Here is an 11,988-nt window from a genome sequence, read left to right as displayed (position 1 = left end):
TCGGAGGGCCTTCCCGTCCGCTTTGTCGGACGGAGCGCCGTACGACGAGGGTGGTTTGCGGCACCGACGTGGGCGATGGCGACCGGGGGCGGGAATGATGGCCGGGTGCGGTTCCTACACGGCGCGGTTCCCGCGCACGACCTGACCTACACCGACGTCTTCATGGCGCCGGCCCGCTCCGACCTGGGTTCCCGGCTCGACGTCGACCTCTCCACCGGCGACGGCACCGGCACCACCATCCCGCTGGTGGTGTCGAACATGACCGCGGTCGCCGGCCGGCGGATGGCCGAGACGGTGGCCCGCCGGGGCGCGATCACCGTGATCCCGCAGGACATCCCGATCGAGGTGGTGGCGAATGTCGTCGCCTGGGTCAAGCAGCGGCACCTGGTCTACGACACCCCGATCACCCTGGGGCCGACCGAGACCGTCGGCGACGCCATCCACCTGCTGCCCAAGCGCTCGCACGGTGCGGTGATCGTGGTCGACGACGACGGCCGGCCGATGGGCGTGGTCACCGAGGCGGACACCACGGGCGTGGACCGGTTCGCTCAACTGCGCCACGTGATGTCCACCGAGTTGCACACCGTCCCGGCGGACGCGGACCCGCGTACCGGGTTCGACAGGCTCTCGGCGGGCCGTCGCCGGCTCGCCCCGGTGGTGGACGCCGACGGCCGGCTGGTCGGGGTGCTGACCCGACAGGGCGCGCTACGCGCGACCCTCTACACGCCGGCCCTGGACGACCAGGGCCGACTGCGGATCGCGGCGGCCGTCGGGATCAACGGTGACGTGACCGGCAAAGCCCGGGCACTGCTGGAGGCAGGGGTGGACACCCTGGTCGTGGATACCGCGCACGGGCACCAGGCGCGGATGATCTCGGCCCTCCAGGCGGTCCGCAAGCTGGACCCGGGAGTGCCGGTGGCCGCCGGCAACGTGGTCACCGCCGAGGGGGTACGCGACCTGGTCGAGGCCGGGGCGGACATCATCAAGGTCGGCGTCGGACCAGGCGCGATGTGCACCACCCGGATGATGACCGGTGTGGGCCGGCCGCAGTTCTCCGCCGTCCTCGACTGCGCGGCGGCGGCCCGCGAACTGGGCCGGCACGTCTGGGCCGACGGCGGGGTGCGGCATCCACGGGACGTGGCGCTCGCGCTCGCGGCCGGAGCGTCCAACGTGATGATCGGCTCCTGGTTCGCCGGCACCTACGAGTCCCCGGGTGACCTGTACACGGACGCGGACGGCCGGCGGTACAAGGAGAGCTTCGGGATGGCGTCCGCTCGGGCGGTCAGCGCCCGTACCGCCGACGACAGCCCGTACGACCAGGCCCGCAAGGCGGTGTTCGAGGAGGGCATCTCCTCGGCCCGGATGTACCTGGCCCCGGCCCGCCCCGGTGTGGAGGATCTGATCGACGAGATCATCGCCGGGGTACGCAGCGCGTTCACGTACGCGGGCGCCCGGGACCTGACCGAGTTCCACGACCGCGCCCTAGTCGGCGTCCAAAGCGCCGCCGGCTTCACCGAAGGAATGCCCCTCCCCACAAGCTGGTAGCCCCTCATCTGGGTCGATCATGGAGTTGTGGTGCCCTACATAACGGGCATCGACCAACGAACCACCCACCACAACTCCATGATCGACGCTGGGGAGGGACTTTCCGGGCCAACGCCGCCCGCCGGAGGCTGAGCCTCGCCGGGCGTCCGGTCACTCCGCTCGGGCAGCGCACCGTCGGGCAACTCGCGTTCGTCGCCACGGCTGCGGCTATTTCGTTTGGCCCCTGACTATCAGGGGGCTAATCTACTTTCCGTGGAACTCGTGACCCTCCAGGACGTGCCGCTCGGCCGGCTGCTGGTGGTGGCCGGGCACCTGGTCGGGCAGCGGTGGAACCGCTACCTCGCCGAGGAGCACGGCCTCACCCGGGCCGGCATGATCACCCTGATGACACTCGCCCGACACGGCGAGCTGCCCCACCGGCAGGTCGCCGAGAAGGGCTTCGTCCGGCCGGCGACCCTCACCGGCATCGTGGACACGCTGGAGCGCGACGGTCTGGTCGAGCGCCAGCGCGACGACAGCGACCGGCGCAGCATCCGCCTGGCCCTCACGCCCGCCGGGCGGGAACGGGTGGCCGCGCTCGGCGCGCTGATGCACTCCGGACGCCCGCTCACCTCGGTCGACGCCGATCCGGAGAAGGCCCAGGTGATCCGCGAGTTCCTGCTGGAGGTCATCGGCAGCGGGGACGACCCGCAGATGACCGGAGGCCTCACCGAACCGAAGGATCCGGCGTGCTGATCCGACTGCTGCGCAACCAACTGCGCACCTACCAACGACCGCTGCTGGCGGTGGTGCTGCTCCAGTTCGTGGGCACCATGGCCTCGCTCTACCTGCCCAGCCTCAACGCGGACATCATCGACCAGGGTGTGGCCCGGGGAGACACCGACTACATCGTGCGCACCGGCGGTTGGATGCTGCTGGTCAGCCTGATCCAGATCGTCTGTTCGATCGCCGCCGTCTACCTCGGCGCGCGGATCGCGATGGGCTTCGGCCGCGACGTCCGCGCCAGGCTGTTCGGGCACGTCAACAGGTTCTCGGCCCGTGAGGTGGCCCGGTTCGGAGCTCCGTCGCTGATCACCCGCAACACCAACGACGTGCAGCAGGTGCAGATGCTCGTGCTGATGAGCTGCACGATGCTGGTCGCCGCACCGATCATGAGCGTCGGCGGCGTGTTCATGGCGCTGCGCGAGGACATCGGGTTGTCCTGGCTGATGCTGGTCAGCGTGCCGGTGCTGGCCATAGCGCTCGGCGCGATCATCCGCCGGATGGTGCCGGGCTTCCGGCTGATGCAGACCCGGATCGACACGGTCAACCGGGTGCTGCGCGAGCAGATCACCGGCATCCGCGTGGTCCGCGCGTTCGTCCGCGAGCCGTACGAGACGGACCGCTTCGCCGTCGCCAACGCCGACCTGACCGCCACCGCGCTGCGCACCGGCCGGTTGCTGGCGCTGATCTTCCCGGTGGTCATGCTGGTGCTGAACGTCTCCAGCGTGGCGGTGCTCTGGTTCGGGGCGCAACGGGTGGACGCCAACGCGATCCAGGTCGGCGCGCTGACGGCCTTCCTGCAGTACCTGATGCAGATCCTGATGGCGGTCATGATGGCCACCTTCATGCTGATGATGGTGCCCCGGGCCGCGGTCTGCGCCGAACGCATCGTCGAGGTGCTGGACACCGACTCCTCGGTGGTCCCCGCCGCCACGCCGGTCACCGACCTGCCCACCCGGGCCGAGTTGGAGCTGCGCGGGGTGCGCTTCCAGTACCCGGGAGCGGTCGAGCCGGTGCTGCGCGACATCTCCTTCCGGGCCACCCCCGGCACCACCACGGCGATCATCGGCAGCACCGGCGCCGGCAAGACGACCCTGCTCTCGCTGGTTCCCCGCCTGGTCGACGTCACCGCGGGCACGGTGCTGGTCGACGGTGTGGACGTGCGGGAGCTGGCGCCCGACGAGCTGTGGCGGCGCATCGGCCTGGTGCCCCAGCGGCCCTACCTGTTCACCGGGACGATCGCGAGCAATCTGCGCTACGGCAACCCGGACGCCACCGACGAGGAGCTGTGGGCGGCGCTGGAGATCGCCCAGGCCCGGGACTTCGTGGCGCAGATGCCCGGCGGGCTGGACGCACCGATCGCGCAGGGTGGCACCACCGTCTCCGGTGGGCAGCGGCAGCGCCTCGCCATCGCCCGCGCACTGGTACGGCAACCGGAGATCTACCTGTTCGACGACTCGTTCTCCGCGCTCGACCTTGGCACCGACGCGCGGCTGAGAGCGGCGTTGCGGCCGGTCACCGCTCACTCAGCAGTGGTGATCGTGGCCCAGCGGGTTTCCACGATCATCGATGCCGACCAGATCATCGTGCTCGAGAACGGAGGGGTCGTCGGAGTGGGACGACACACGGAGTTGTTGGAGACCTGCCCGACGTACGCCGAGATCGTCGCCTCGCAGCAGACGGCGGAGGTGCCGGCATGAGCGAGCACGACGAGCCGCGCACTGCGGCCGTACCCAGTCAGAAGCCGGCCGGCGACGGGCGGACGCCGGGAGGCTCCACGCAGCAGGCCGGCGGCGACACGCAGACGCCGAAGCGGCTGCCTCCGGGCCGGCCGGGCGGCGGCCCTCCGTGGATGAGTGCCGGGATGCCCGCCGAGAAGTCGATGAACTTCGGGCCGTCGGCCCGGCGGCTGCTCGGCCGGCTGCGCCCGCACCGGCTGCACCTGGCCGCGATCATCACCCTCGCCGTGGTGAGCGTCGGGTTCAGCGTGGCCGGGCCGAAGATCCTCGGCCACGCCACCGACCTGATCTTCAGCGGGGTGATCGGTCGGCGGCTGGAGGCGGGCACCACGACCGAGCAGGCCGTCGCCGCAGCCCGGGCCAGCGGCAACGACAGTTTCGCCGACATGCTGGCCCGGATGGACGTGGTGCCCGGGATGGGCATCGACTTCGACGCCCTGAGCCGGGTGCTGCTGTTGGCGCTCGGGCTCTACCTGGCGGCGAGCCTGCTGTCCTGGTGGCAGGGGTGGCTGCTCAACGGGGTGGTCCAGCGCACCGTGCTGCGGCTGCGCGCCGAGGTGGAGGAAAAGCTCAACCGGCTGCCGCTGCCCTACTTCGACCGGCAGCCCCGAGGCGAGCTGCTCAGCCGGGTCACCAACGACATCGACAACATCTCCACCAGCCTCCAGCAGACCCTCAGCCAGTTGCTCACCTCGCTGCTGACAGTTGTCGGCGTGCTGGGCGTGATGTTCTGGATCTCACCGCTGCTGGCCCTGGTGGCGCTGGTCGCGGTGCCGCTGTCGGTGCTGGTCACCCAGCGCATCGCCAAGCGCTCGCAGAAGCAGTTCGTGGCCCAGTGGACGCACACCGGCGAGTTGAACGGTCAGATCGAGGAGGCGTACACCGGCCACGAGCTGGTGAAGGTCTTCGGTCGACAGCGCGAGGTGGAGGCCGCGTTCCACGCGAAGAACGAGGAGTTGTTCCGGGCCAGCTTCGGCGCGCAGTTCATCTCCGGGATCATCATGCCGTCGATGATGTTCATCGGGAACCTGAGCTACGTGGCGATCGCCGTGGTCGGTGGCCTGCGGGTCGCCTCCGGGACGATGAGCCTCGGTGACGTGCAGGCGTTCATCCAGTACTCCCGCCAGTTCACCCAGCCGCTCACCCAACTCGCGTCGATGGCCAACCTGCTCCAGTCCGGGGTGGCGTCGGCCGAGCGGGTCTTCGCGGTGCTGGACGCCGACGAGCAGACCCCCGACCCGGTCGAGCCGGCCCGGGTCACCGACCCGCACGGCCGGGTCGAGTTCGAGCACGTCTCGTTCCGGTACGAGCCGGACAAGCCGTTGATCGACGACCTGTCACTGGTCGCCGAGCCGGGGCACACAGTGGCGATCGTCGGCCCCACCGGCGCCGGGAAGACCACCCTGGTCAACCTGGTCATGCGGTTCTACGAGCTGGACGCCGGCCGGATCACCCTGGACGGGGTGGACATCACCACGATGCGCCGCGACGACCTGCGCGGCCGGATCGGCATGGTGCTCCAGGACACCTGGCTCTTCGGCGGCACCATCCGCGACAACATCGCCTACGGGCGGCCCGACGCGACCGAGGAGGAGATCGTCGCGGCGGCGCGGGCCACCTTCGTGGACCGGTTCGTGCGCAGCCTGCCCGACGGCTACGACACGGTCATCGACGAGGAGGGCAGCAACGTCAGCGCCGGCGAGAAGCAGCTCATCACCATCGCCCGGGCGTTCCTCGCCGAGCCGTCGCTGCTCATCCTCGACGAGGCCACCAGCTCGGTGGACACCCGCACCGAGGTGCTGCTGCAACGGGCGATGGCCGCGCTGCGCTCGGACCGGACCAGCTTCGTCATCGCGCACCGGCTCTCCACCATTCGCGACGCCGACCTGATCCTGATGATGGAGGACGGCCGGATCGTCGAGCAGGGCACCCACGAACAGTTGCTCGCCGCCCACGGCGCGTACCACCGGCTCTACCGATCCCAGTTCACCGGTGCCGTGGCCGACGAGGAACCGGCCGCCCAACCCGCGTCGGTCTGAGGTCGGGCGGCCGTGCGTGCGAGACGATCGGCGGGCGCGTCAGTCCGGCGGCAGCAGGTCGGTCGCGCGGGCGGCAACCTGCCGACCGATCAAGCTGAGCGCGGCGGCGGCGGGCATCGGGTCCAGGGCCCGGCCGTCGCGCAGACGCAGCGCGAGGCGGCCGTCAGCCGCCTCGCGGGCACCCAACACCCCGAGGTACGGGACGCGGCGGCGGGTCGCGTCCCGGACCCGGGCGCCCAGCGAGCCGGCGACGTCGACCTCGACCCGCAGACCGGCGTCGACGGCCTGACGGGCCAGGTCGGTGGCCGCGTCGACCTGGCCCGCGTCGACCGGCAGCAGCACCAACTGGACGGGCGCGTACCAGGCGGGGAAGGCGCCCTCGTGCACCTCGATGAGGTACGCGAACAACCGCTCCATGCTGCCGACCAGGCTACGGTGCACCATCACCGGGCGACGCCGGCTGCCGTCCGAGTCGGTGTACGACAGGTCGAACCGCTCAGGTTTGTCGAAGTCGAGTTGGATGGTGGAGATGGTCGACTCCCGGCCGGCCGCGTCGACGATCTGAATGTCGATCTTCGGCCCGTAGAACGCGGCCTCACCGGGCGCCTCGACGTACGCCATCCCGGCCAGCGCGGCGCGGAGCAGATCCTCCGCACGGGCCCACTGGGCGTCGTCGCCGACGTACTTCTCGCCCGGCCCGCGCAGCGACAGCCGGAACCCGGCTGGGCGTACGCCCAGCGCGGCGTGCGCTTCGCGGATCAGCCCGAGGATCTCGGCGACCTCGCCACCCACCTGCTCGGGCGCGCAGAAGGTGTGCGCGTCGTTGAGCGAGATGGCGCGCACCCGGGACAGCCCACCGAGCACCCCGGAACGCTCCGAGCGGTACATCCCGCCCAGCTCCGCGACCCGCAGTGGCAGCTCCCGGTAGGAGCGGCCACGGGCCCGGAACACCAACGCGTGGTGCGGGCAGAGCGCCGGCCGGAGCACGAACTCGTCGTCGGCGCTCAACCGCATCGGCGGGAACATGTCGTCGGCGAAGTAGCCGAGATGCCCGGAGAGTTCGAAGAGTTCGCGCTTGCCCAGCGGCGGCGAGTAGACGTGCTGGTGGCCGGAGCGACGTTCCAACTCCCGGACGTACTCCTCGACGGCGTGCCGGGCGGCGGCACCGGCGGGCAGCCAGATCGGCAGACCGGCGCCGGCCAGCGGATCGGAGACGAAGAGGTCCAGCTCACGGCCGAGCCTACGGTGGTCGATCATGTCGGGCTCCTGGATCGGGTACGACCCGGAGGCGACCTGGACACCGAACGCCGCGCGGCCCTCGGGGGCGGATCGCCCCGGGGCCTGGTCGACGGTGGTTACGTCAGAGCGGCGCGCCGGGGACACCCGGCGTCGTGGTCACCACTACCGCACTGCGCATACGGCGACGCTACCCGTCGAGCGATCGAGGACGCACCTGGATTACGGCGGTCGGAGCGTGGACGGGGGCGGGCCGCCGGCGCGGGACCCGCCGGCGGCCCTGGCGGCCCGAATTCGTCAGGAACGGGGGACCCGACGGGCGTGGCCGCGCCGACAACGGTACGCCGACGATCGCCGATCCGCCGACCGCTCCGGCCGGGGTGGGACGGCCACCGGAACCGTCACCCGAGGCCGGTTCGCCTCGTTGAAACCGGGTGGCCCGGCCGTGTCGACCGTCACGACGGGCCGGGGTTGTCCACGGTGACGCCGGACACGCCGTCAGGCTCAAGACACCCAATCGGCCGCATCCGGCGAGGTGGCAGGCGTGCCCGAACTACTGACTGACGTCGCATCGCCGACGTGGGCGTACCTCGTGCTGGCCGCCCTGCTGATCGCGGACGCCTTCGTTCCGGTGATCCCCACCCAGATCGTCATGATCACCAGCGGTGCGCTCACCATCTACGGCGGGCTCAGCCTGCCGGCCACCATCGCCGTCGGCGCGCTCGGCGTGTTCGCCGGCGACCTGGCCTGCTACCTGCTCGGGCGCAGCGCACCCGACCGCCGCCCACCCCGGCACGCCGAGCTGAGCCGGGCCCGCCGGGTCGCCAGCCGAGTCACCCAGGGGCTCCGGCAACCCGGGCCGATGGTCATCCTGCTCTGCCGGTTCGTCCCCGGCGGACGAATGGCAGCCTGCTTCTCGGCCGGTCGCAGCCGCTACCCGTACCGGCTGTTCGTGCTCTACGAGGCGGTGGCCGCGCTGGGTTGGGCCACCTACGGCGCGCTGGTCGGGCATCTCGGCGGCACCGCGCTCACCGAGTCGGCGTGGCGCCTGGCCATCATCGCCACCGCCGCAGCCGTCGGCTTCGCCGCAGCCGGATGGGCGATGACCCTGGTCAGCGCCCGCCACGCCCGCGCCGCCGCCGGCGCGAACATCCCGATCGACTGAGTGTCACCCGGCGTTCCGGGTACAAGCTGCTCGACCGGCTCAAGGGCACTCTTTTCCACCACATGAAGGAGCTGTGACCCGGATCCGCTGGCGCCACGGAGATCCGCATGATCTTCTCCTTCGATCCACTTCGAGAAGCTGTCTGAACGTGGCGTGACCGAGCAGAGGCGTAGCTCGTCCGACTGACTAGGGGTGTTCCCGGGGTCCGAATTCGGTGGGCGTCCCGGATTCGGTTCGGGTGCTGTCGGCGACAGGCTAAGGGATGCCTGGAACCCGGAACACCGGCGTGCTGGCCCTCGGTGGGATCGCCGTGGCGGCGCTGCTCACCGTGATCGGTCACCTGGAAGTCAACGACGACCTCAACCCGTGCCGGGCCAACGGGGTCGATCATGGAGTTGTGGTGCCCCGCAAAAGGGGCGCAACGGTGTGAACCCCCCACCACAACTCCATGATCGACAACGATCTGGGGGCGGGTTACTCCAGCTCGTGGAGCATGAGCTGGCGGGCCGCTTCGGTGATCGAGCCGGACAGACTCGGGTAGATGGTGATGGTCTGGGCCAACTCGTTGACCGTCAGGTTGTTCTCCACCGCCATGGTGATCGGCAGGATCAGCTCGCTGGCCTTCGGGGCGACCACCACACCGCCGATCACCTGACCGCTGGCCGGCCGGCAGAAGAGCTTCACGAAGCCGTCCGCGAGGTCGTCCATCTTCGCCCGGGCGTTCCCGGACAGCGGCAACATCACCTGGCGGGCCGGCACCTTGCCCGCGTCCACCTCGTCCTGCGAGACACCCACGGTGGCCAGCTCCGGGTCGGTGAAGACGTTCGCCGCCACGGTACGCAACCGCAGCGGACGGACCGCCTCGCCGAGGGCGTGCCACATGGCGATCCGGCCCTGCATGGCGGCGACACTGGCCAGCAGCAGCACGCCCGTGCAGTCACCGGCGGCGTAGATGCCGGGCACGTTGGTCCGGGAGGCCCGGTCGACGGTCACGTAGCCGCCCCGGCCCAGCTCCACCCCGTACTCGACCAGGCCCAGGTCGGCGGTGTTCGGAATCGAGCCGACCGTGATCAACGCGTGTGAGCCGGTCACCTTCCGGCCGTCGGAGAGCTCCACCTCGACGCCGTCGGCGGTACGCCGGACCGAGTCGGCCCGGGAGTTGTTCAGGATCTCCATGCCCCGGTTGCGGAACACCCGCTCGATGGCGGACGCGGCGTCGGCGTCCTCGTGCGGCATCACCCGGTCCCGGCTGGAGACCAGGGTGACCTCGACCCCCATCGCCAGGTACGCGCTGGCGAACTCCGCACCGGTCACACCCGAGCCGACCACGATCAGGTGCTCGGGCAGCTCCGGCAGGTCGTACACCTGGCGCCAGGTCAGGATGCGCTCACCGTCCGGCACGGCGGTGGGCAGCTGGCGGGGTGTCGAACCGGTCGCGACCAGCACGGTCGAGGCGGCGATCGAGTATTCCTCTCCCCCGTCGGCGGGGGTGACGACGACCCGGTGGGTGTGCCCGAGGGAGTCCTCGCCGAGCCGGGCGGTGCCGGCCACGAAGGTGACACCCGCCTTCAGCAGCTTGGCGTGGATGTCCGCGGACTGCGCCAATGCCAGACGCTTCACCCGCTCGTGCACCGCCCGGGCGTCGACGGTGACCGCCTCCAGGCCGTCCGAGTGCACCCCGAACTCCTCGGTGTCGCGGTAGCCGGTGACCACCCCCGAGCTGGCGATGAAGGTCTTCGACGGCACGCAGTCGGAGAGCACACAGGCCCCACCGGCGCCGTCCGCCTCCACCACCGTGACATCGGCGTCCAGCTGGGCGGCGACCAGGGCCGCCTCGTACCCGGCCGGCCCCCCACCGATGATCACGATCCGGCTCACAGCGTTCGCCCTTCGTCCATGCTCACAGAGACTTTCTTCTCCTGAGCGCATTCGACACGCACAGTCTTATTCTCCCCCACCCGTCCGCCGGGCTATCGTCATCGCCGTGCGTCATCACGCCGCCTACGGCTCAAATCTCGACCCCGCCCGGATGCGGGCCTACTGTCCGCATTCCCCGATGGTGGGCACCGGCTGGCTGGAGGGCTGGCGGCTGACCTTCGCCGGGGCGGACGTGATCGGCTGGGAGGGCGCGGTGAGCACCCTGGTCGAATCTCCCGGTGACCGGGTCTTCGTGGCGCTCTACGACATCCACCCGTACGACGCGGGTCAGCTCGACGAACTCGAGGGGGTGGCCGCCGGCACGTACCGCAAGCTGCACGTCCGCGTCTCCACCCTCGACGGCGACGTGACCGCGTGGATCTACGTCTTCAACGGGTACGAGGGTGGCCTGCCGACGGGGTGGTATCTGTCCGAGATCGCGAACGCCGCCGAGAAGGCGGGCGCCCCGGACGACTACGTCACCGAGCTGAGGTCCCGCCCCACCGGCACCGCGTCGGCGTAGCAGCGCGTATCGCACGCCCCCAGTCTGCTACCGCTGTCGACCGGGTCGCCGGTCGGGCCCGACCGGGGTCGTCAATCACACAACGGCGGGGACGGAAAGCTCGTACATGTCGGTCCACAGGGTTTCCCGCAGGCCCACCGACTCGTACAGCGAGAGCGGGGCGGTCGGGTTGGTGAGGTCCACGCCCAGGCCGACGGACTGCCGGCCCTTCTCGGCGTAGCGGGCGAAGGCGCCGCGCAGCAGCGCCGCACCCACACCCCTGCGACGGTACGCGGACAGCACCGACAAACTCTTCACCCAGCCCTGCTGCTGGTCGAGCGCCTGGTCCGAGGACTGCAACGCGCCGACCGGCACCCCGTCCACCTCGGCGACGAACCACTCGTCCCAGGCGTTCAGGTCACCGACCCTGGCCCGCCACCGCTCGTACGACACCGGCTCGTGGTCGGCGGTGTCGGCGAAGGCGGTCTGGGAGATCCGGTGGAACTCCCGCAGGTCGGCCTCGTCGTCGGGCCGTACCGGCCGTACCGTCACACCGGGTGGCGGCGCAGGCTGTTCGGGCCGGCCGGTCAGCGGCCCGCTCATCCGGACGTACCTCTTGACCAGGGTGAACCCGAACTCGCGCAGGTTCCGTTCCCAGTCACGTTCCGGCGCGAAGACCGCACAGCGGACGGTGAGCGCCGGCAGCTCCCGCTCGGCGGCGCGCTCGGCGACCCGGTCCAGTTGTCGGGCCAACAGCGGCGCCCGGACGGTCGCGGCGCGTACCGGGTCGACGTAGATCTCCACGAACTCCCGGCCAACGCCGGTGGGGTTGTCCACCGTCGCCCAGCCGACCACGTCGCCCTCCGGGTCGACCGCCAACCAGGAGTCCCGGGTCGGGTCGAAGTAGGGGGCGGTGAGCGACGCCGCGACGTCCTCCGCGTCGAAGTCGGGATGGCCGATGGCGAAGGTGTCGGCGGCGTGCACCACCGCGAGGATCGCGGGCACGTCGGCGAGCGTGGGCCGGCGCGTTGTCCAACCAGCGGGAAGGGTCACGGCAGAGCATCCTGTCAGCCAACCTCGTCG

At 70.8% G+C, this 11,988-nt stretch carries 10 protein-coding genes and 1 pseudogene; 8 read left to right on the top strand and 3 right to left on the bottom strand.

Annotated features, from left to right (window positions below; translation table 11 throughout):
- The first annotated feature begins 105 nt into the window (after positions 1 to 105).
- From O7614_RS05870 to O7614_RS05850, 5 genes and pseudogenes are all read left to right on the top strand, one after another.
- Positions 106 to 1,545 (top strand): GuaB1 family IMP dehydrogenase-related protein, encoded by a 1,440-nt coding sequence (locus O7614_RS05870; RefSeq protein WP_278137464.1) that lies wholly within the window; start codon positions 106 to 108, stop codon positions 1,543 to 1,545.
- Between the two features lie 116 nt (positions 1,546 to 1,661).
- A pseudogene (locus O7614_RS05865) lies at positions 1,662 to 1,772 on the top strand (DoxX family protein); the annotation flags it as partial.
- Between the two features lie 25 nt (positions 1,773 to 1,797).
- Positions 1,798 to 2,280, top strand: coding sequence for a MarR family transcriptional regulator (locus tag O7614_RS05860; protein WP_278137463.1), 483 nt, complete (start codon positions 1,798 to 1,800; stop codon positions 2,278 to 2,280).
- Entirely contained in the window at positions 2,274 to 4,007 is a 1,734-nt protein-coding gene (locus O7614_RS05855) for an ABC transporter ATP-binding protein (RefSeq protein WP_278137462.1), read from the top strand. Before O7614_RS05860 ends, O7614_RS05855 begins: the two co-directional genes overlap by 7 nt.
- Positions 4,008 to 4,159: 152 nt before the next feature.
- A complete protein-coding gene (locus tag O7614_RS05850; protein WP_278142163.1) occupies positions 4,160 to 6,085 on the top strand; it encodes an ABC transporter ATP-binding protein in 1,926 nt (641 codons plus the stop codon).
- Positions 6,086 to 6,124: 39 nt separating this feature from the next.
- Here the strand turns inward: O7614_RS05850 and thrS are convergent, their stop codons facing one another.
- Positions 6,125 to 7,342, bottom strand: a complete 1,218-nt coding sequence (thrS, locus tag O7614_RS05845; RefSeq protein ID WP_278137461.1) for a threonine--tRNA ligase — start codon at positions 7,340 to 7,342, stop codon at positions 6,125 to 6,127.
- A 523-nt stretch (positions 7,343 to 7,865) separates the two neighbouring features.
- Here thrS and O7614_RS05840 point away from each other — a divergent pair.
- Together O7614_RS05840 and O7614_RS05835 are read left to right on the top strand one after the other, a co-directional pair.
- Positions 7,866 to 8,486, top strand: a complete 621-nt coding sequence (locus O7614_RS05840) for a DedA family protein (protein ID WP_278137460.1) — start codon at positions 7,866 to 7,868, stop codon at positions 8,484 to 8,486.
- Between the two features lie 262 nt (positions 8,487 to 8,748).
- Positions 8,749 to 8,916, top strand: coding sequence for a hypothetical protein (locus O7614_RS05835; protein WP_278137459.1), 168 nt, complete (start codon positions 8,749 to 8,751; stop codon positions 8,914 to 8,916).
- A gap of 44 nt (positions 8,917 to 8,960) precedes the next feature.
- Here O7614_RS05835 and O7614_RS05830 read toward each other — a convergent pair whose 3' ends face one another.
- Complete coding sequence (locus O7614_RS05830; protein WP_278137458.1) at positions 8,961 to 10,364, bottom strand: NAD(P)H-quinone dehydrogenase; 1,404 nt, start codon at positions 10,362 to 10,364, stop codon at positions 8,961 to 8,963.
- 106 nt (positions 10,365 to 10,470) lie between these two features.
- Between O7614_RS05830 and O7614_RS05825 the strand changes: the two genes are divergently transcribed.
- A complete protein-coding gene (locus O7614_RS05825) occupies positions 10,471 to 10,926 on the top strand; it encodes a gamma-glutamylcyclotransferase (protein ID WP_278137457.1) in 456 nt (151 codons plus the stop codon).
- Between the two features lie 75 nt (positions 10,927 to 11,001).
- On the opposite strand, the gene O7614_RS05820 is transcribed toward O7614_RS05825, so the two are convergent.
- Entirely contained in the window at positions 11,002 to 11,958 is a 957-nt protein-coding gene (locus O7614_RS05820) for a GNAT family N-acetyltransferase (RefSeq protein ID WP_278137456.1), read from the bottom strand.
- Between the last annotated feature and the right edge of the window lie 30 nt (positions 11,959 to 11,988).

This window comes from Micromonospora sp. WMMD961, from assembly GCF_029626145.1.
GTDB lineage: Bacteria > Actinomycetota > Actinomycetes > Mycobacteriales > Micromonosporaceae > Micromonospora.
Note: the sequence above shows the minus strand (reverse complement) of the source record. Positions and strands in the feature narration are given on the sequence as shown.

What these genes read in the sequence shown, in the direction of transcription:
- thrS (WP_278137461.1), bottom strand. Translation starts at nt 7,342, where the DNA reads ATGATCGACCACCGTAGGCTCGGCCGTGAGCTGGACCTCTTCGTCTCC.
- O7614_RS05850 (WP_278142163.1), top strand. Translation starts at nt 4,160, where the DNA reads ATGAGTGCCGGGATGCCCGCCGAGAAGTCGATGAACTTCGGGCCGTCG.
- O7614_RS05835 (WP_278137459.1), top strand. Translation starts at nt 8,749, where the DNA reads ATGCCTGGAACCCGGAACACCGGCGTGCTGGCCCTCGGTGGGATCGCC.